Source organism: Halomonas saccharevitans (assembly GCF_900116405.1).
GTDB lineage: Bacteria > Pseudomonadota > Gammaproteobacteria > Pseudomonadales > Halomonadaceae > Halomonas > Halomonas saccharevitans.
On the sequence record NZ_FPAQ01000012.1, the window covers coordinates 20,461 to 39,179 of the forward strand.

The 18,719-nt window shown below is 70.1% G+C and carries 14 protein-coding genes; 9 read left to right on the forward strand and 5 right to left on the reverse strand.

Annotated features, from left to right (window positions below; all coding sequences use genetic code 11):
* The first annotated feature begins 129 nt into the window (after window positions 1-129).
* From BM388_RS07215 to BM388_RS07230, 4 genes are read left to right on the forward strand one after another with little or no spacing between them, the layout of a single operon-like run.
* Window positions 130-1,125 (forward strand): TRAP transporter substrate-binding protein, encoded by a 996-nt coding sequence (locus BM388_RS07215; protein WP_089848624.1) that lies wholly within the window; start codon window positions 130-132, stop codon window positions 1,123-1,125.
* On the forward strand, window positions 1,126-1,716 hold the full coding sequence (locus tag BM388_RS07220) for a TRAP transporter small permease (protein WP_245781485.1): 591 nt from the start codon (window positions 1,126-1,128) through the stop codon (window positions 1,714-1,716).
* Complete coding sequence (locus BM388_RS07225; RefSeq protein ID WP_089848626.1) at window positions 1,713-2,972, forward strand: TRAP transporter large permease; 1,260 nt, start codon at window positions 1,713-1,715, stop codon at window positions 2,970-2,972. The genes BM388_RS07220 and BM388_RS07225 overlap by 4 nt, the downstream gene beginning before the upstream one ends.
* A 38-nt stretch (window positions 2,973-3,010) precedes the next feature.
* The gene (locus tag BM388_RS07230) at window positions 3,011-3,202 is read left to right on the forward strand and encodes a hypothetical protein (protein WP_089848628.1); all 192 of its coding nucleotides are present in this window, start codon (window positions 3,011-3,013) and stop codon (window positions 3,200-3,202) included.
* 61 nt (window positions 3,203-3,263) lie between these two features.
* Here the strand turns inward: BM388_RS07230 and BM388_RS07235 are convergent, their stop codons facing one another.
* From BM388_RS07235 to BM388_RS07245, 3 genes are all read right to left on the reverse strand, one after another.
* A complete protein-coding gene (locus tag BM388_RS07235) occupies window positions 3,264-3,863 on the reverse strand; it encodes a DUF938 domain-containing protein (RefSeq protein WP_089848630.1) in 600 nt (199 codons plus the stop codon).
* Window positions 3,864-3,900: 37 nt separating this feature from the next.
* Window positions 3,901-4,992 (reverse strand): 23S rRNA pseudouridine(2604) synthase RluF, encoded by a 1,092-nt coding sequence (gene rluF, locus BM388_RS07240; RefSeq protein ID WP_089848632.1) that lies wholly within the window; start codon window positions 4,990-4,992, stop codon window positions 3,901-3,903.
* A 134-nt stretch (window positions 4,993-5,126) separates the two neighbouring features.
* Window positions 5,127-5,594, reverse strand: coding sequence for a YchJ family protein (locus BM388_RS07245; protein ID WP_089848634.1), 468 nt, complete (start codon window positions 5,592-5,594; stop codon window positions 5,127-5,129).
* A gap of 157 nt (window positions 5,595-5,751) precedes the next feature.
* Between BM388_RS07245 and BM388_RS07250 the strand changes: the two genes are divergently transcribed.
* Window positions 5,752-8,574 carry an HAD-IC family P-type ATPase gene (locus tag BM388_RS07250; RefSeq protein ID WP_089848636.1) on the forward strand — a complete coding sequence of 941 codons (2,823 nt, stop codon included), beginning with the start codon at window positions 5,752-5,754 and terminating at the stop codon, window positions 8,572-8,574.
* Between the two features lie 54 nt (window positions 8,575-8,628).
* On the opposite strand, the gene hrpB is transcribed toward BM388_RS07250, so the two are convergent.
* Window positions 8,629-11,166, reverse strand: coding sequence for an ATP-dependent helicase HrpB (gene hrpB / locus BM388_RS07255; RefSeq protein WP_089848638.1), 2,538 nt, complete (start codon window positions 11,164-11,166; stop codon window positions 8,629-8,631).
* A gap of 211 nt (window positions 11,167-11,377) precedes the next feature.
* Between hrpB and BM388_RS07260 the strand changes: the two genes are divergently transcribed.
* A complete protein-coding gene (locus tag BM388_RS07260) occupies window positions 11,378-12,754 on the forward strand; it encodes an NCS2 family permease (protein WP_089848640.1) in 1,377 nt (458 codons plus the stop codon).
* Here the strand turns inward: BM388_RS07260 and BM388_RS07265 are convergent.
* Window positions 12,741-13,424: a TetR/AcrR family transcriptional regulator gene (locus tag BM388_RS07265; RefSeq protein WP_089848642.1), complete on the reverse strand. Its 684-nt coding sequence runs from the start codon at window positions 13,422-13,424 to the stop codon at window positions 12,741-12,743. The two genes, BM388_RS07260 and BM388_RS07265, sit on opposite strands and share 14 nt — an antisense overlap.
* 390 nt (window positions 13,425-13,814) lie before the next feature.
* Between BM388_RS07265 and xdhA the strand changes: the two genes are divergently transcribed.
* The 3 genes from xdhA to xdhC are packed head-to-tail and all read left to right on the forward strand — an operon-like array spanning window position 13,815 to window position 18,677.
* Window positions 13,815-15,305 carry a xanthine dehydrogenase small subunit gene (xdhA, locus tag BM388_RS07270; RefSeq protein WP_089848646.1) on the forward strand — a complete coding sequence of 497 codons (1,491 nt, stop codon included), beginning with the start codon at window positions 13,815-13,817 and terminating at the stop codon, window positions 15,303-15,305.
* Window positions 15,289-17,754 carry a xanthine dehydrogenase molybdopterin binding subunit gene (gene xdhB / locus BM388_RS07275; RefSeq protein ID WP_089848647.1) on the forward strand — a complete coding sequence of 822 codons (2,466 nt, stop codon included), beginning with the start codon at window positions 15,289-15,291 and terminating at the stop codon, window positions 17,752-17,754. Before xdhA ends, xdhB begins: the two co-directional genes overlap by 17 nt.
* Window positions 17,751-18,677: a xanthine dehydrogenase accessory protein XdhC gene (gene xdhC, locus BM388_RS07280; RefSeq protein WP_089848648.1), complete on the forward strand. Its 927-nt coding sequence runs from the start codon at window positions 17,751-17,753 to the stop codon at window positions 18,675-18,677. The genes xdhB and xdhC overlap by 4 nt, the downstream gene beginning before the upstream one ends.
* Window positions 18,678-18,719 lie beyond the last annotated feature (42 nt).

Genomic DNA, 18,719 nt, shown 5'->3' on the forward strand with positions numbered 1-18,719 from the left:
CAAAGGGGGCGCTGTCACGGCCCACCCGATGCTCAGGCCTCATGAGATGCGTGCCTGAAGTCCAGTTGACCCTCGGCACTGGCCTCGGGCATGCTCAGCAAGCGATTGACACAACAAGGAAAAACGATAATGAAAGGTTTTGCACGCACGACGCTGGCACTCTCCGTCTCGCTGGCCATGACAGCCGGCGCCCAGGCCGCCGACTTCGATGACATGGATCCGATCACCCTGCGCCTGGCCCACGTGGTCAACGAGCAGGACGGCTTCCATATCGCCGCCGAGAAGTTCGAGACGCTGGTGGAGGCGCGAACCGAGGGCAAGGTGGACATCGAGCTCTATCCCAACGCCACCCTGGGCGATGAGCGCACGCTGCTCGAGGCCATGCAGATCGGCGCCGTGGACATGGGCGTCATCACCAACGGCCCGGTGGCCAACTTCGTCGAGGAGATGGCGGTCTTCGAGCTGCCCTTCCTCTTCCCCTCCCCGGAGGCCGCCTACGAGGTGCTGGACGGCCCGATCGGCCAGGAGCTGCTCGCCAAGCTCACCGACGTCAACCTCAAGGGCCTGGCCTACGCCGAGCGCGGCTTTCGCAACCTGACGAACAGCGAGCGTGCCGTGACCTCCCCCGCGGATATCGACGGCCTGCGCATCCGCGTCATGGAGAACCCGGTCTACGTCGACACCTTCCGGGAGCTGGGCGCCAACGCCATCCCCATGGCCTGGACCGAGGCGCTCACCGCCATGCAGCAGGGCACCATCGACGGCCAGGAGAACCCGGTCAACGTCATTCACTCCTTCAAGCTCTACGAGACCCAGGAGCACATGACCCTGTCGCGCCACACCTATGCCCCGGCGATCTTCGTGATGGGCATGCCGGCCTGGAGCCAGCTGCCCGAGGCGGCCCAGGCGGTGCTGGCCGAGGCCGCCCAGGAGGCCGCCGAGCACGAGCGGCGCGTCAATGCCGAAATGGCCGCCGAACAGCTGGCAGAGCTGCGCGAGGCCGGCATGCAGATCGTCGAGGAGCCGGACATCGCAGCCTTTCAGGAGGCCGTAGCGCCGGTCTATGAGCAGTACGGCGAGCAGTTCGGCGACTATCTGCCGCGCATCCAGGAGGCGCTGAAGTAAGTGTCTCGACCGCTCCTGTCCGTGCTGTCAGCCGCGCTGACGCCCCTGCACCGCATCGAGCGCCTCATCGACGCCGCCCTTCGCCCCGTGGTCTTCGCGGGCATGGCGGCGTTGATCGGCGTGATCACGCTGCAGATCGTCTCGCGGGTGTTCTTTCAGGCGGTGGGCTGGACCGAGGAGGTGGCGCGGTTCCTGCTGGTCTGGATCACCTTCCTCGGCGCCACCCTGGCCTTCCAGCGGGGCCGCCATATCGCCGTGACTTTCCTGGTCGATGCCCTGCCCGGCGGGCTCCAGCGGCTCGCGCGCAGCGTCGCGGTGCTCGTGGTACTCGGCTTCATGATCGCCCTGGTGATCATCGGCTGGGAGTACATGCAGGTGCAGAGCTTCCAGAAGTCGGCCTCGCTGCGTCTCTCCATGACCTGGGTGTATGCCGTGATGCCGCTCTGCGCCGCGCTGATGGCCTGGTACGCCTTCGTCGACCTGGTCGGCCTGATCGTCACCGGCAACGTGGACGGTGATCCCGGCGGTGACGACGACGGTGATGCCGACAGTGACGACCAGCCCCGCCGCACCGAGGAGCCTCCGGCATGACCGCCCTGCTGTTCGTGCTGTTCTTCGTCTTCATGCTGCTGGGCGTGCCGGTCGCCCTGGCGATCGGCGCGAGTACCCTGCTGGCCCTGCAGGCTCAGGGCGTGCCGCTGATGGTGGTCACCCAGCAGATGTTCCAGGGCATCAACTCCTTCGCCCTGGTGGCGGTGCCCATGTTCATACTCGCCGGCGACCTGATGGCCCAGGGCAAGGTCAGCGAGAAGCTGGTCGACTTCGCCGATGCGCTGTTCGGCTTCCTCAAGGGCGGGCTCTCCATCGTCTCGGTGGGCGCCGGCATGTTCTTCGCCGCCATCTCCGGCTCGGGGGCGGCGACCACCGCCGCCGTGGGCTCGAGCCTGGTGCCGGAGCTGCGCAAGAAGGGCTACGAGCCCGCCTCGGCGGCCAGCCTGATCGCCGCCAGCGGCACCATCGGCGTGGTGATTCCCCCCTCGGTGCCGATGATCATCTATGCGGTGATCGCCCAGCAGTCGGTCTCCAAGCTCTTTCTCAGCGGCTTCTTGCCCGGACTCGCCATGGGGGTGGGCCTGGCCACCATCGCCATCGTCCAGGCCTACCGGCGCAACTACCCGCGTGGCGCGGCCTTCTCGCTGGCGACCATCTGGCAGACCCTGAAGAGCGCCAGCTGGGGGCTGGCCACGCCGGTGATCATCCTCGGCGGCATCTTCTCCGGCATCTTCACGCCCAGCGAGGCCGCGGTGGTGGCGGTCAACTACGCGCTGATGGTGTCGCTGTTCGTCTATCGCGACCTCGGCATCAAGGACGTCTATCGCATCCTGATCCGCTCGGCGATCACCACCTCGGTGATCATGCTGGTGATCGCGACCTCGGCGGTGCTCAGCTGGACGCTCTCCAGCTGGCAGGTGCCAGGCGCCATCGCCCAGTCGGTGCTGTCGATCTCCACCGATCCCTACGTGATCATGCTGCTGGTGGTCGCGGTGATCCTGCTCACCGGGGTGTTCATCGAGACCGCCAGCGCCCTGATCATCCTCACCCCGGTGCTGCTGCCGCTGGTCACCCAGCTTGGCATCGACCCGATCCACTTCGGCCTGATCATCGTGGTGGGGCTGGCCATCGGCATGATCACCCCGCCGGTGGCGATCAACCTCTACGTGGCCTCGTCGGTCACGCAGCTGCCGCTGGAGCGCATCACCCGCGCCATCATTCCCTACCTGCTGGGACTGATCGCGGTGCTGCTGATGGTGGTCTATGTCCCGATACTGCTCGGCCTCTCCGGCTAGGAGAGGCCGCAAACGTCACGTCAAGGAGACCCCCCTGGATGCATAGAACCTTACCCCTGGTCGCCGGCTTGCTCGCCCTCGGCCTGCTGACCGGCTGCACCACCTACACCTGGGAGGACGGCCGCCGGGAGACCGTGTGGGGCGTGCCCGCCGAGGACGAGACGTCGACTCGCCAGGAACGCCAGGCCGAGGGCGTGCAGTATCGGGTGCCGGGCGAGCTCCCGGAGTAGCGAGCACGCCGAACGGATCGTCAGGCCCAGGCCGCCTCTGAAGCTAGCCGCGTCTGAAACGCTAGGCCCGGCGCAAGATCAGGCTGAGGTTGTTGGCGGGCATCTCCACCACCCGCTCGAGGACGAGATCGCGCTCCGCGGCCGCCTCGGCGACCGTTGCCAGATCGCGGATGCCGAAGCGCGGGTCGCGCTGTCGCAGGTCGGCATCGAAGGCGGCGTTGCTGGGCGACGTATGGCGCCCCTCGCGCGTGAAGGGGCCATAGAGGAAGAGCACGCCACCCGAGGGCAGTCGTTGCCCGGCGCAGTCGAGCAGCGCCTCGCCGACCGCCCAGGGCGCAATATGCAACAGATTGATCGCCACCATGGCATCAAGCTGCTCCGCCGGGCAGAGCGTGGTCACGTCCAGCGCCAGGGGCGCGTGCAGGTTGGCCAGGCCCGAGTGCTCACGCCAGGCCTCGATCGAGCCGCGCGCATGCGGGTTGGGGTCGCTGGGCTGCCAGGTCCAGCCCGGCATCGCGCCGGCGCAGTGAACGGCGTGCTCGCCGCTGCCGCTGGCCACCTCCAGCACCCGCGCCCGGTCCGGCAGCACCGTCTTCAGCACCTCGAGGATCGGCTGGCGATTGCGCGCCGCGGCGGGGCTCTGGAGCCGCTCATCGCTCATGACGTTCTCCTGATCGCGCGCTGGCGATTATCGATAGTTACTTCTTGCCCCGCGCCTTGCGCGCCGCGTTGCCGGGCTTCTGGCGCTGGCCGGTCGCGCGCGACGGCTGGGCCTTGACCTTCCTGCCACCGGGCGCCGGCTTGCCCCCCTTGGCCTGACGGGGCGGCGCCTTGCCGGCGCCCTTGGCCGGACCACTGCCCTTGCCAGCACCGCTCCTGGCCGGCTTGGCGCCCTTGGCGGGTGCGCCCCGCTTGGCCGAGGCGCCGGCTTTGGCAGGCCCATCGCGCTTGGCGGAGGCACCGGCCTTGCCAGGCGCACCGCGTTTAGCGCTCTTGCTCGGGGTCTTGGCCTGGGGCTTGCTCTTGGCCTTAGCCTTGGCCTTAGCCTTGGCCGGCGCCTGAGCCTGGGAAGATGAATGCTCGGTCTGGGCCAGAATCGTGGCCACCTCATCCTGCGTCAGGTCGCGCCAGTCCCCCAGCGCCAGGCCCTTGAGCGAGACGTTCATGATGCGGATGCGCTCGAGCTTGACCACCTCATAGCCGAACACCTCGCACATGCGCCGGATCTGGCGATTCAGCCCCTGTACCAGGGTGATGTTGAACACGAAGCGCGACTCCTTGACCACTCGGCACGGCTTGGTGGTCTCGCCGAGGATCCGCACGCCGCTGCCCATGCCGGCGATGAAGTCGTCGGTGATGGGCTTGTTGACGGTGACCAGGTACTCCTTCTCGTGATGGTTGCTCGCGCGCAGAATGCGGTTGACCAGGTCGCCGTTGTTGGTCAGGAAGATCAGGCCCTGGGAATCCTTGTCCAGGCGGCCGATCGGGAAGATGCGCGTGCCGTGCTTGACGAAGTCGACGATGTTGGCCTTCTCGCTGGACTCCGTGGTGCTGACGATGCCGACCGGCTTGTTGAGCGCGATGAACACCAGGTCCTCTTCCTCCATGGGCTCGATCACCTGGCCGTTGACCTTGACCACGCTGCCCGGGAAGACCTGGTCGCCGGTGGTGGCACGCCGGCCGTCGATGGTGACGTTGCCCTGCTCGATGTAGCGGTCCGCATCCCGCCGGGAGCACATCCCGCTCTCGCGAATGTACTTGTTGATGCGCTTCGAGAGGTCTTGGGCCATGGGATCACTACCGGGCTGCTGGAAGAAGGGAAAAGGCCGTGGAGGCACGGCCGCTCGACCGGGCAGTGTAAGGGCTGCCCCGCCCGGCGGCCAGTCGCGCCGCAGCGCAACGCCTGTCGTAAAGAGCGTCGCGTTCAACCCAGGCCGCAGCAGGCCTTGAACTTGCGCCCGCTGCCGCAGGGGCAGGCGTCGTTGCGGCCGGGCTTGAGACGCGTCACCGAGGGCTCGCCGTCGAGATAGCGCCAGCGTCCGTCTTCAAGCACGAAACGCGACGCCTCCACCAGGACGCCCCAGCGCCGCCCTTCCTGGAAGGTGGCGCGAAAGTGCACCCGGCCGTGATCGCCCTGCTCGTCGTGGTCGAGGATCTCCAGGCGCCGCCAGCGGGTGGCGTCGTCGGCCGGCAGGCTCGCCGGGCGGCTGCTCGAATGCCAAGTCTCGCGCAGGTAGTCGGTGAGGTCGAGGGCGAAGGCGCTGTAGCGCGAGCGCATCAGCGCCTCGGGGCTCGGCGCCGCCTCGCCCTGGTGATAGCGGCCGCAGCACTCGCAAAGAGGCCGTTGGCTGCCGCAGGGGCAGGCCTGATCGGGGGGCGTGGCGGCGGTCATGGCGGGTCTCCCAAAAAAGTCGCCATTGTGCCATCTCGCGAGACGCGGTTCCCGCCCCCGCGCGTCCCATGAACCATGACCTGGATTACCGCACTGCAGCATAGAGTGTGGTACACCTGTCAGGGTACCACCCTCACGCGACGCAAGGAGGACAGGGATGACCCGCCACGCACCCGCCCACGACCGCCACTGGCATGCCCTATCGCCCGAGGAGGCGCTGGCGGAGCTCGACGCCGCCCAGGATGGGCTCTCGGAAGACGACGCCCGCGAGCGCCTGGCGCAACACGGGCCAAACCGGCTCCAGCAAGGCCAGGGACGGCCCGCCTGGCGGCGCCTGCTGGCCCAGTTCAACAACCTGCTGATGCTGATCCTGCTGGTCGCCGCGGTGGCGAGCCTGGGGCTTGGCCATGCACTGGACGCCGTCGCCATCGCCGGGGTGGTGCTGATCATCGCGCTGATCGGCTTCTTCCAGGAGGGCAAGGCCGAGCAGGCGCTGGACAGCATCCGCAACATGCTCTCGCCGCGCGCCCAGGTGCTGCGCGACGGCCGACGCCATGAGGTCGATGCCGAAGCGCTGGTGCCCGGCGACGTCGTGCTGCTGGAGAGCGGCGACCGGGTGCCCGCCGACCTGCGCCTGCTCGAGGCCAAGCGGCTGCGCGACGAGGAGGCGGCGCTGACCGGGGAGTCCACCCCGGTGGACAAGGCGATCGGCGCGGTGGACGCCCAGAGCGAGCTGGCCGAGCGCAGCTCGATGGCCTATGCCGGCACCCTGGTGGTCCAGGGCAGTGCCCAGGGGCTAGTGGTGGCGACCGGCGAGCGCACCGAGATCGGGCGCATCTCCGAGCTGCTGCGCGGGGTCGAGACGCTGAGGACGCCACTGCTGCGCCAGCTCGACCGGGCCGGGCGCGTGCTGGCGCTGATCATCACGGTGATGGCGATGCTGACAGCGGCCTTCGGGGTGCTGGTGCATGACGAGCCCCTCGGCGACATGTTCATGGCCGCGGTGGGGCTGGCCGTGGCCGCCATCCCCGAGGGCATGCCGGCGATCGTCACCATCGGCCTGGCGCTCGGCGTGCAGGCCATGGCGCGACAGAACGCCATCATCCGCCGCCTGCCCGCGGTGGAGACCCTGGGCTCGATCTCCACCATCTTCTCCGACAAGACCGGCACCCTGACCCGCAACGAGATGACCGCCCGGGCGATCCGCCTGCCCGAGGGCGAGTTCCGCCTAGAGGGGACCGGCTTCGCCCCCGAGGGCGCGTTCCACCGGGTGTGCGACGGCGAGGCGCTCGATGCCCCCCTCGGCCTCGACGACGCCCCGGCGCTGCGCCACTTCCTCAAGGTCGGCGTGCTGTGCAACGACGCCGAGCTCGCCCGGGACGAGGGCCGTTGGCGCATCCACGGCGACCCCACCGAGGGCGCGCTGGTGGTGGCCGCCGCCAAGGCCGGCCTCGAGGCCCGCGAACTGCGCGGCCATCACGCCCGCCATGACGCCATCCCCTTCGAGTCCGAGCGCCAGTACATGGCCACCCTCCACGAAATGGACGGCGAGCCGTGGCTGCTGGTCAAAGGCGCCCCGGACCGCCTGCTGGAGCGCTGCCAGCGGGTGCGCAGCGCGGCCGGGGACGTCGCGCTGGACCCCGCCGAGTGGCAGGCGCATCTCCACGCGCTGTCGGCCCAGGGACTTCGCGTGCTGGCCCTGGCCGAGAAGCGGGCCGAGGGCGTCAACGAGCTGGCCGACGAACATGCCGAGGACGGCCTGGTGCTGCTGGGGCTGGTGGGGCTGCAGGACCCGCCCCGGGACGAGGCCGTGGCCGCGGTGAAGGACTGTCTCGCCGCCGGCATCCGCCCGGTGATGGTGACCGGCGATCATGCCGTCACCGCCCAGGCCATCGCCCGCCAGCTCGGCTTCCTGCACACCGAGCGGGCGATCTCCGGGCGGGAGATCGAGGCGATGTCCGACGCCGAGCTCGAGGAGGTCATCCTCGATGTCGACGTCTATGCACGCGCCTCCCCCGAACACAAGTTGCGCCTGGTCACCGCCATGCAGGCCCGGGGCGGCGTTTGCGCCATGACCGGCGACGGCGTCAACGACGGCCCGGCGCTCAAGCGCGCCGACGTGGGCGTGGCCATGGGCATCCAGGGCACCGAGGCGGCCAAGGAGGCCGCCGAGATGGTGCTGGCCGACGACAACTTCGCCACCATCGTCGGCGCCATCCGCGAGGGCCGTAAGGTCTACGACAACATCCGCAAGACCATCACCTTCCTGCTGCCCACCAACGGCGCCCAGGGCCTGGCCATCCTGATCGCCGTACTGGCCGGTAGCGTGCTGCCGGTTACCCCGCTGCAGGCGCTGTGGGTAAATATGGTGGTCGCGGTGACCCTCGGCCTCGCCCTGGCCTTCGAGTCCGGCGAGCGCGACCTGATGCGCCGGCGCCCCCGCGACCCGAGCGCCCCGCTGCTCGACCTCTTCCTGCTGTGGCGGGTGGTGTTCGTCTCGGTGCTGCTGCTGCTCGGGGTGTTCGGGATCTTCTCATGGCTCTTCAACGGCCAGGGCACGAGCCTCGAGCTGGCCCGCGCCGCGGCCGTCAACATGCTGATCACCGGCTGCGCGGCCTACCTGATCAACAGCCGCTTCATGCACCGCAGCAGCCTCTCCCTCCAGGGGCTCTTCGGCAGCCGCCCGGTGTGGATCGCCATCGCCCTGGTGATGGTCCTGCAGCTCGGCTGGACCTACCTGCCGATCATGCAGCGGATATTCGGCAGCGCCGCCCTGGGGCTCGACCACTGGCTGGCGATCCTCGCCGTCGCCGTGGCGATCTTCCTTTCGGTGGAGCTGGAGAAGGGGGCGCGGCGCCGCCTGCATCGCCGGCGTGGCGAGCGCAAGGCCTTTGATGATCGCGGTCATCCGGGCGACGAAACAGCTCGCATAGACGAACAGAAAGACGAACGAAAAGACGAGCACGCCGAGGCACGCTGAGGCACTTGCGCCGGGCTCAGTCGCTTGCGTCGGGCTCAGTCGCTTGCACCGGGCTCAGCCGCGCCGCTTGGTGCGGGCGGTCGCCTCGGCGGCCAGCGGATCCTCGGGCCAGGGGTGCTTGGGGTAGCGACCGCGCATCTCGCGACGCACCTCCGGGTAGCCGTTGGCCCAGAAGCTTGCGAGATCGGCGGTGACCTGCAGCGGCCTACGCGCCGGCGAGAGCAGGTGCAGGAGCACCGGCTCGCGGCCGTCGGCCACGCGCGGCGAGCCCTGCCAGCCGAAGCACTCCTGCAGCTTGACCGCCAGCACCGGCGGCTTGCCCGCAAGGCACGGCGTGTAGTCCAGCCGATGACTCGCGCCGCTGGGCACTGCCAGGCGCGGCGGCGCCAGTGCCTCGAGGCGCGCGCGCAGCGGCCAGGCCAGCGAATCGGTGAGGATGCGCGCCAGCGGCAGCTTCTCCACCGCCTCGAGGCGGCTCACGCCGTCGAGATAGGGCCCTAGCCACGTCTCCAGGGTCTCGAGCAGGGCCGACATCGACCAGTCCGGCCACGCCTCTTCCCCTTCTCTGCCACCGTCATCGCCCTCGTCGCGATTCAGCGTGCGGCGCAGCAGCGCCACCCGACCGCGCAGCTGTTCGGCCTCGTCACCAAAAGGCAGCCGCTCGCGGCGGCGCAGGGCCGCCAGCAGCGCGGCGCGCACCGCTTCCGGCGGCAGGCGGTGAAGCGGCCGAAGCTCGAGCACCACCGCATCGAGCCCCCTCACCTGCTCGCCGAGCATCCGGCCCTGGGCGTCGGACCACTCGAGGCTGGCCCGCCACTCGCGGGTCTGCGGATAGAGCGCCTCGAGGCGCTCTATCGCCAGCGCCACGGCGCGGAAGATGCGCGCCCCGCTCGCCTCGCCATCGAGCTCGGCGGCCACCAGCAGGGGGGCATGGGCCAGCGGATGCGCCTCGGGCAGGGTCGCCAGCGTGCCGCCCGCCAGGCGAAAGCGCCCGGGCTCGAGGCGCTGCCCGATGCGCTCCGGGTAGGCCAGCGCCAAGAGTTCACCGAGCGGCGCCAGGTCGACCCTCCTCCCTTCGCCGAGCTCAGCGCCGGCGATGCGCGCCAGGCGCCGGGCCTCCTGATGCCACTGGCGATGCTCCTTGGGGGCGGCCAGCCGAGCGGCCAGCGCCCGCTCCAGATCGCGCTCCTGATCGAGGTCGCGCCCCTCCAGGGCGGCCACCAGGGCACAGGCCAGCGGCCGTGCGTCGAGCTCGGCCGAGCGCTCCAGCATCACCGCCAGGCGCGGATGGGTCGGCCAGCGCACGCAGGCGCGGCCCAGGGCGCTGAGGTGACAGGCGGCGTCCAGCACGCCGAGGCGCGTCAGCAGCGCACGTCCAGCCGCCAGGGCCCCGGCCGGCGGCGGCGTCACCCAGGAGAGCTCGCCCGGCTCGGTGATGCCCCAGCGGGCCAGCTCGAAGGCCAGCGGCGACAGGTCCGCCTGGCGGATCTCCGGCTCGCCGTGGGGGATCAGCGGCTGCTCCTCGGCCCACAGCCGCACGCAGCGCCCCGGCCCCTGGCGGCCGGCGCGGCCTCGGCGCTGGTCGGCGCTGGCTCGATTGACGCGGCGCGTCTCCAGCCGGGTCAGCCCGGTGCGCGGCTGGAAGACCGGCACCCGCTCCTGGCCAGCGTCGACCACCAGGCGCACGCCGTCCACCGTGACGCTCGACTCGGCGATGGCGGTGGCCAGCACCACCCGCCGGCGCCCCTCGGGATCGGGGCGCAGCGCGCGCCGCTGGGCCTCCAGCGGCAGGCGGCCGTGCAGCTCCATGACGGCAAGTTCAGGCGCGCGGGCCGTGAGTTCACGGGCCAGGCGGCGAATCTCGCCCACCCCGGGCAGGATCACCAGGGCGTCGCCCGTCCCGTCGTCATTCGCGGTCCTCTCGGTGAGCGCCTCGTCCAGTGACTCGAGGACCGCGGCGGCCTGCTGGCGGGCAGTATCCTCGCGCGGGCGCAGGGAACGATGGCGGGTCTCGACGGGGAAGCTGCGCCCCGGGCAGTCGATCACCGGCGTGGCCTCACCGAGCACTCCCAGCAGGGCGTCGACATCCAGGGTCGCCGACATCACCAGCAGGCGCAGGTCGTCGCGCAGACCCTGCTGGGCATCGAGGGTCAGGGCGAGCCCCAGGTCGGCCTCCAGGCTGCGCTCGTGGAACTCGTCGAAGATCACGCCCGAGACCCCGTCGAGCATGGGATCCTCCTGGAGCATCCGGGTCAGCACGCCCTGGGTGACCACCTCGAGGCGGGTGGTCGGCCCCACCCGGCTCTCGCCGCGCATGCGATAGCCCACCGTCTCGCCGACCCGTTCGCCCAGCGACTCGGCCATGAAGCCGGCCGCCAGCCGCGCCGCCACCCGCCGCGGCTCCAGCAGCAACAGCCGCCCGTCACGGCACCAGTCGGCGTCGAGCAGCGCCAGAGGCACCCGGGTGGTCTTGCCGGCGCCGGGCTCGGCGACCAGCAGCGCCCGCGAATGGGCGGCCAGGGCGGCCTGGATCTCGTCCAGCCGCGCCTCGATGGGCAGGGCGGCCGGGGAAGGGTCGTCAACGCGGTTCATTCGTTCACTCTGGTTGGTTCGTTCACTTTGGTCCTGCGCCCAGGCCCCGGGGCCTCTGGCCTCACGCGGGGCAGGCGTCGTTGAAAGTCGATTCGTACGGCCGGCTTGCCGGCGAAGACGTCCGGCACTAGCCTTGCTCCTCGCAACTTGACCGATAGGTCAGGAAGTGTCAGCTTCGAGTTCCCCGACCACAACAACAATAGGTTTCGGTATGCAACAGACCTCCACGACCCGCGCCGATGGGCGCTCTCGCTCGCCCTCATCCCCAAGCGACGGGCTACCGCTGCTCGACCGCTGGTTTGGCGTCAGCCGCCGCGGCTCGACGCTGAAGACCGAGATCCTGGCCGGGATCGCCACCTTCCTGGCCGGTATGTACATCATCGTGGTCAACCCGGCCGTGCTTTCGGACGCCGGCATTCCCTTCACCGCCGCCCTCTCGGCCACGGTACTGATCAGCTTCATGAGCAGTCTGGCCATGGGGCTCTATGCCCGGAATCCCATCCTGGTGGCGCCGGGCATGGGCATGAACGCGCTGTTCACCTACACCCTGGTGCTGGGCGCCGGCCTGACCTGGCAGGTCGCGCTGGGCTGCGTCTTCTGGTCCGGGGTGATGTTCGCCGTGCTGGCAATGTTCAACGTGCGCAGCGCGATCATCGAGGCCATCCCACTGTCGCTGCGCTACGCCATCACCTGCGGCATCGGGCTCTTCATCACCTTCATCGGCCTGCAGAACGCTGGCTTCATCGTCGGCAGCGACGCCACCCTGGTCACCTTGGGCAACATGGATGCGAGCCTCGCGACCTTCTTCTTCGGCCTGGTGGCCACCGGGGTATTCGTGATCCTGCGCTTCAACGGCGCCCTGATCATGGGCATCGCTCTGACCACCCTGCTGGCAGTCCCCATGGGCCGGCTGTGGGGCGACGAGGTGATGGTGGCCTGGAACGGCCTGGCCGCCTGGCCCGACTTCAGCGCCGTGATGCAGGTCGACATCCTCGGTGCACTGAAGGTGGCCTACCTGCCGTTCATCTTCGTGATGCTGTTCACCAACTTCTTCGATGCGCTCTCCTGCTTCATGGCGCTATCGGAGTCGGCGGATCTGAAGGACAAGGACGGCAACCCGCGCAACCTCGAGCGTTCGATGACGGTGGATGCCTTCGCCTCGATGATCGCCGCGCCGCTCGGCACCAGCGCCGCCCAGACCTTCATCGAATCCGGCGCCGGCGTGGCCCAGGGCGGACGCACCGGCCTGGTGGCCGTGGTCATCGCCCTGCTCTTCCTGCCCTTCCTGTTCCTGTCGCCGCTGCTGTCGCTGGTGCCCGGCATCGCCACCGCCCCGGCCCTGGTGCTGGTGGGGCTGTTCATGATGGCGCCCATTGCCAAGATCGACTGGAACCATTTCGATCAGGCCCTGCCGGCCTTCTTGGCCATCATCCTGATGCCGCTGACCTACTCGATCACCCTGGGCATCGCCTTCGGCTTCATGAGCTTCGTGCTGATCAAGGCCCTCACCGGACGGATCGGCGAGATCAAGCCGGCGATGTGGGTCTCCGCGGCCCTCTCGGTGCTGATGCTGCTCACCGCCCAGTGAGGGGCACCGGATCCTCGCTACGGGCCGCGGGGTGCTTCACCCCGCAGCCCTTGATCACCACCCGGGTCAGGAAGTCGGTGATGTGCTCGAGGTCATCGTCGTTGAGCGCCTCGCGGCCGGTGATGCCCAGCACCTGGGCCTCGAAGTCGGCGTAGTGCTGGGTGGAGGACCAGATCAAGAAGATCAGCCAGACCGGGTCGACCGGGTCCATCAGGCCCCGGTCGGCCCACTCGCGAAACACCGCGGCGCGGCTCTGCACCCAGTCGCGCAGCTCACCGCTCAGGTACTCCTGCAGGAAGGGCGCCCCGCCGAGGATCTCGCTGGCGAACAGCCGCGAGCCCTCGGGGTGACGGCGCGACATCTGCATCTTGGAGCGGATGAAGGCGGAGAGCACCTCGGCCGGATCGTCCTCCGCGGAGATGTCATCGAGCATCACGTTCCAGCGCTCCATCATCCGCTCGAGCAGGCGAACGTAGAGCTCACGCTTGCTGCCCATGTAGTAGAGGACGTTGGACTTCGGCAGGCCCGCCTCCTCGGCGATCGCCTGGAGGCTCGCCCCCCGATAGCCGTGCCGGGCGAAGACCCGCTCCGCGGCCGCCAGGATCGCCTGCTCGTTGCGCCGGCGGATGGCGCCGCCTTCCTGCTCGTTGGGGTGTTCTGCCTTGGCCATGGGCCCTCGCTGCTGTCGACGCGGACGTTTCGGCCCTGAGCTTGCCTGAGAGGCGCCCCACAAGGCAATTCGGCATGGAATACCGTCAACGGAGAAAGAGCGAAGGCAAGTCGACGAGGAGGTCCTAGGCCAGGGGTGAGCAGCACTGCTCCGAACGGGCTGGCCATGGATGGCCAGCACCGGTCCTGCAAGACGGAGCAGGATGCCTGAGCGCCGCAGGGCGTCGGTAGCGCCCAGGGACGGGTTCACAGCGCCTCCTCGATGGTCCGGCACCCCGGGACTGGCCTTCGAAAAGAAAAAAACGTCACGGCTTGCCAAAGCTGACCATGTGGTCAAGAATTAAGGTGTTCCCTGATGCTTCGGCCACTACAACCACAAACGGAGCCGACCATGATCGACTTCCACCTCAATGGCAGGCGCCAGCGCTGTGCCGACGTGCGCGCCGACGAGAGCGTGCTCGAACTGCTGCGCACGACCCTGGGTCAGACCGGCACCAAGGAGGGCTGCGCCTCCGGCGACTGCGGGGCCTGTACCGTGGCCATCGGCGAGCCGGACGCTTCGGGCGAGCTCGTCTATCACAGCGCCAACGCCTGTATCACCCCGGCCCACCAGCTCGAGGGTTGCCACCTGGTGACCGTCGAGGGCCTGGCCGAAGGCGAGCGGCTGCACCCCGCCCAGGCGGCCATGGTCGACTGCCACGCCAGCCAGTGCGGCTTCTGCACGCCGGGCATCGTGATGTCGCTGTTTACCCTCTATGAGCAGCAGCGCCGGAGTGATGAAGAGCCCCCGCCCCCGCTGACCCAGGAACGCCTCGAAGCGGCGCTCGGCGGCAACCTCTGCCGCTGCACCGGCTACCGGCCGATCCGCGACGCGGCGCTGGCCATGGGCGACTATCCGGCGGTCGATCCCGCCTGGATCACCAACGCAGAGCTTGGCCATCCCGCCGACGGCCAGATCGCCACCGCCGACGCCGGCCACTACGTGGCGCCCCGGGATCTCGCCGCGCTGCGCGCCCTCAAGGCCGAGCGGCCCCACGCCCGGCTGGTGGCCGGCGCCACCGACCTGTGGCTCGAGACCACTCAGCAGCTCAAGGCGCTCGATGAGCTCATCGACGTGCGCCGGGTCGCCGAGCTCAACGCCATCGAGGAGGTGGAGGCGGGCTGGTGGATCGGCGGTGCGATGACGCTCGCCCGGCTCATGCCAGTGCTGGCCGAGCCCTACCCGGCCTTCGAGCACCTGATGCACCGCTTCGCCTCCTCGCAGATCCGCCACCGCGCAACCCTGGGCGGCAACATCGCCAACGCCTCGCCGATCGGCGACACCCCACCGGTGCTGCTGGCCCTCGACGCCCGGCTGCGTCTGGACGGCCCGCGGGGAGAGCGCGAGCTGCCCCTGGCGGAGTTCTTCCTCGACTACAAGCGCACGGCGCTGGCCGAGGACGAGTTCATCGCCGCGATCTTCCTGCCACGGCCCACCGCCGGGCACCACCTCAAGGTCTGGAAGCTCTCCAAGCGGCGCGAGGACGACATCTCGGCGGTACTGGCCGCCTTCGCCTGGCGCCTGGAGGAGGGTGTGATGCGCGACGTCCACCTGGCCTTCGGCGGCATGGCGGCGATTCCATGCCGGGCGCCGGCCGCCGAGGCCGCTCTGGAGGGCCGCGCCCCCGACGCAGAGGCCTTCGCCGCCGCCCGCGCGGCGCTCGCCGAGGAGCTGACGCCGATGACCGACGTGCGCGGCAGCGCCGAGTACCGTCGTCTAGCCGCCGGCAACCTGCTCGAGCGACTGCGCCTGATGATAGAGGCCGAGGGCAACCCGACCGACAACAACAGCGACAACCGCGATTCCGCGACCAAGGTGACTCTCGATGCGTACGCTCACTGACATTGCCCAAGACACCTCCCGGCGCAACCAGGGCGATGCGCCGCTGGCCCGCGAGACCGTCGCCCCCCAGGGGGGCGCCGGCAGCTCCCGCGCCCACGAGAGCGCCGTCAAGCACGTCACCGGTCGCGCCGCCTATATCGACGACCTGCCGGTCCCGCGGGACTGCCTGCACGTGGCGATAGGCCTGTCGCCGGTGGCCCATGGCCGGCTGACTCGCCTCGACCTCGAGAAGGTCCGCGCCGCGCCCGGGGTAGTGGACGTGATCGCGCTTGCCGACGTGCCCGGCCATACCGACGTCGGCCCGGTGTTCCCCGGCGACCCGCTGTTCGCCGATGACGAGATCAGCTACGTCGGCCAGTGCCTGTTCGCCGTGGCCGCCGAGAGCCACCGCGCCGCCCGCCTGGCCGTCAAGGCAGCGGTGGTCGAGATCGACGAACAGCCGGCCTGCCTGGATCCGGTGACGGCCGCAGAGCGCGGTGAGTTCGTGCGCCCGCCCCATACCCATGAGCGCGGCGACTGGCAACAGGCCTTGGGCACGGCGCCCCACGTGCTGGAGGGCGAGCAGTTCGTCGGTGGCCAGGAGCACTTCTACCTGGAAGGCCAGGCGTGTCTCGCGCAGCCCACCGAGGACGAGGGGGTGATGGTCTACACCTCCAACCAGCACCCCAGCGAGACCCAGAAGCTGGTCGCCGAGGTGCTCGGCATCCCCTTCCACGCGGTGACCATGGAGATGCGGCGCATGGGCGGCGGCTTCGGCGGCAAGGAAACCCAGGCCTCGCCCTGGGCCTGCATCGCCGCCCTGCTCGCCCGTCGCACCGGCCGGGCCACCAAGCTGCGCCTGCCCCGCGCCGAGGACACCCGCGCCACCGGCAAGCGCCATCCCTTCCACAACCGCTATCGGCTCGGCTTCGACGACCGGGGCGTGCTGGCCGGAGGCGAGATCACGGTGATCGGCGACTGCGGCTACTCGCCGGACCTGTCCGACGCCATCGTCGATCGCGCCATGTTCCACGCCGACAACGCCTACTCCCTGGGCGCCGCCCGGGTCACCGGGCAGCGCGCTCGGACCCACACGGCTTCCAACACCGCCTTTCGCGGCTTCGGCGGCCCCCAGGGCATGATGATCATCGAGCAGGCCATGGACGACATCGCCCGTCACCTCGGCGAGGACCCGCTGACCATCCGCCAGCGCAACCTCTATCGCGCCACCGACCCGGACGGCACGCCACGCGACGTTACCCGCGATATCACCCACTATGGCCAGCGCGTCGAGCAGCTCGCCCTGCTCCACGACCTGATCGGCCAGCTCGAGGAAAGCAGCGACTACTGGGCGCGCCGCCGCGAGATCACGGCGTTCAATGCCCAAAGCCCGATCATCAAGAAGGGCCTGGCGCTGACGCCGGTGAAGTTCGGCATCTCCTTCACCGTTCAGCACTTGAACCAGGCCGGGGCGCTGCTGCTCGTCTATACCGACGGCAGCGTGATGATCAATCACGGCGGCACCGAGATGGGCCAGGGCCTGCACACTAAGGTCTGCCAGGTGGTGGCCCGGGAGCTAGGGCTCGATCTGGAGCGGGTGCGCATCAGCGCCACCCGCACCGACAAGGTGCCCAACACCTCGCCCACCGCCGCCTCCAGCGGCGCCGACCTGAACGGCCAGGCCGCCCGGGACGCCGCCGCCAAGCTGCGCGAGCGGCTGTTCGACTTCGCCGCCACCCACTTCGATCGCGACGCCGGCGGGCTCGACCGCGAGGCCATGCGCCTGGAAGACGGTCACTTGGTGGCCGGCATCGGCGAGGCCGAGCGGCGCATTCCCTGGGGCGAGCTGGTCCAGGCGGCCTACATGGGCCGGGTCTCGCTCTCCGAGAAGGGCTTCTACGCCACCCCTCTGATCCACTACGACCGCGCCACCGGCCGCGGCCGTCCCTTCTACTACTACGCCTATGGCGCCGCGGTGGCCGAGGTGGAGGTGGATACCCTCTCCGGCGAGTACCGGGTCAGCCGCGCCGACATCCTCCACGACGTTGGTGACTCCCTGAGCCCGGCCATCGATATCGGCCAGATCGAGGGCGCCTTCATCCAGGGCATGGGCTGGCTGACCAGCGAGGAACTGGTCTGGAACGACGCCGGCCGACTGGTCACCGACGGCCCGGCCACCTACAAGATCCCGGCTTTCGGCGACCTGCCGCCGACCTTCAACGTCGACCTGCTGCAGGGTCATCCCAACTCCCAGGCCAGCATCTACCGCTCCAAGGCCGTGGGCGAGCCGCCCTTCATGCTGGCCATCTCGGTGTGGTCGGCGCTGCGCGATGCCCTGGCGAGCCTCGCCGACTATCGCATCAGCCCGGCCCTCGACACCCCGGCCACCCCGGAGCGGGTGCTGATGGCCGCCGAGGGGCTGCGCGCCCGCCACAAGGCACGGCCAGTGGACCAGGAGGAGCCCGCATGAGCGCCGCGGATATCCGGCCCGAGCCCTGGCACGCTGCCCTGCACCGCCTGCAGCGCGAGGGGCTGCCCCACGTGCTGGCAACCCAGGTCACCAGCGCCGGCTCGACCCCCCGGGAGCCCGGCGCGCGCATGGTGATCACCGCCGAGGCGGTATATGACACCCTGGGCGGCGGCACCTTCGAGTGGCAGACCATCGAGGCCGCCCGACGGCGCCTGGCGGGCGTCGATGGCAGCGCCGAGGGCCGGGGCGATGGCAGAGCCGAGGCCGGCATGAGCCTGGAGGCCTTCTCCCTGGGCGGGCGCAGCGGCCAGTGCTGCGGCGGCTTCGTCAACGTGCTGCTCGAGGTCTTCCCGGGCAGCCCCGCGACGCTCGCCATCTTCGGCGCCGGCCACGTGGGCCAGGCGCTGGTGCGCCTGGCCGCCCCGCTGCCGTGGCGGGTGCTGTGGCACGATAGCCGCGCGGACGCCTTCCCCGACTGGGCCGCCGGCGAGCCGAGGCTCGAGTGTCGCCAGGCGCCAGACCCCGCCGCGGCCGTGGCCGCCCTGCCAGCCGGCGCCCACGCCCTGGTGCTGACCCACGATCACGCCGAGGACCGCGCCCTGGTGGACGCCCTGCTCGCCCGCGGCGACACGGCCTCGCTGGGGCTGATCGGCTCGCGCAGCAAGTGGGCGAGCTTTCGTCGCCGGCTGGGCGAGGCCGGCCACGACGAGGCGGCGCTGGCCACGGTCCGCTGCCCCATCGGCACGGCGGCCGGCGGCACGGGCGGCGACAAGACGCCCTACGCCATCGCCCTGGCCGCCATCGCCGAGCTGCTGCCCTTGATGGCCGGCGAGGAGCGCCCCGACCGGCGCGGCCTCGACCCGGCCGAACTGCGCGGCGCCCTGAGCGATACCCTTCGCGACGAACCGAACGCGACGGCCTGACGCCGACCGTCACGCCCCCTGTCACGACCCCCGAGACGAGCC

Bases quoted from the DNA above. Each gene is read 5' to 3' on its own strand.
- xdhB (WP_089848647.1), top strand. From the start codon at position 15,289: ATGCGTACGCTCACTGACATTGCCCAAGACACCTCCCGGCGCAACCAG.
- hrpB (WP_089848638.1), bottom strand. From the start codon at position 11,166: ATGAACCGCGTTGACGACCCTTCCCCGGCCGCCCTGCCCATCGAGGCG.
- xdhC (WP_089848648.1), top strand. From the start codon at position 17,751: ATGAGCGCCGCGGATATCCGGCCCGAGCCCTGGCACGCTGCCCTGCAC.
- BM388_RS07265 (WP_089848642.1), bottom strand. From the start codon at position 13,424: ATGGCCAAGGCAGAACACCCCAACGAGCAGGAAGGCGGCGCCATCCGC.
- BM388_RS07230 (WP_089848628.1), top strand. From the start codon at position 3,011: ATGCATAGAACCTTACCCCTGGTCGCCGGCTTGCTCGCCCTCGGCCTG.
- BM388_RS07225 (WP_089848626.1), top strand. From the start codon at position 1,713: ATGACCGCCCTGCTGTTCGTGCTGTTCTTCGTCTTCATGCTGCTGGGC.
- BM388_RS07235 (WP_089848630.1), bottom strand. From the start codon at position 3,863: ATGAGCGATGAGCGGCTCCAGAGCCCCGCCGCGGCGCGCAATCGCCAG.
- BM388_RS07250 (WP_089848636.1), top strand. From the start codon at position 5,752: ATGACCCGCCACGCACCCGCCCACGACCGCCACTGGCATGCCCTATCG.
- rluF (WP_089848632.1), bottom strand. From the start codon at position 4,992: ATGGCCCAAGACCTCTCGAAGCGCATCAACAAGTACATTCGCGAGAGC.
- BM388_RS07245 (WP_089848634.1), bottom strand. From the start codon at position 5,594: ATGACCGCCGCCACGCCCCCCGATCAGGCCTGCCCCTGCGGCAGCCAA.
- BM388_RS07215 (WP_089848624.1), top strand. From the start codon at position 130: ATGAAAGGTTTTGCACGCACGACGCTGGCACTCTCCGTCTCGCTGGCC.
- xdhA (WP_089848646.1), top strand. From the start codon at position 13,815: ATGATCGACTTCCACCTCAATGGCAGGCGCCAGCGCTGTGCCGACGTG.
- BM388_RS07260 (WP_089848640.1), top strand. From the start codon at position 11,378: ATGCAACAGACCTCCACGACCCGCGCCGATGGGCGCTCTCGCTCGCCC.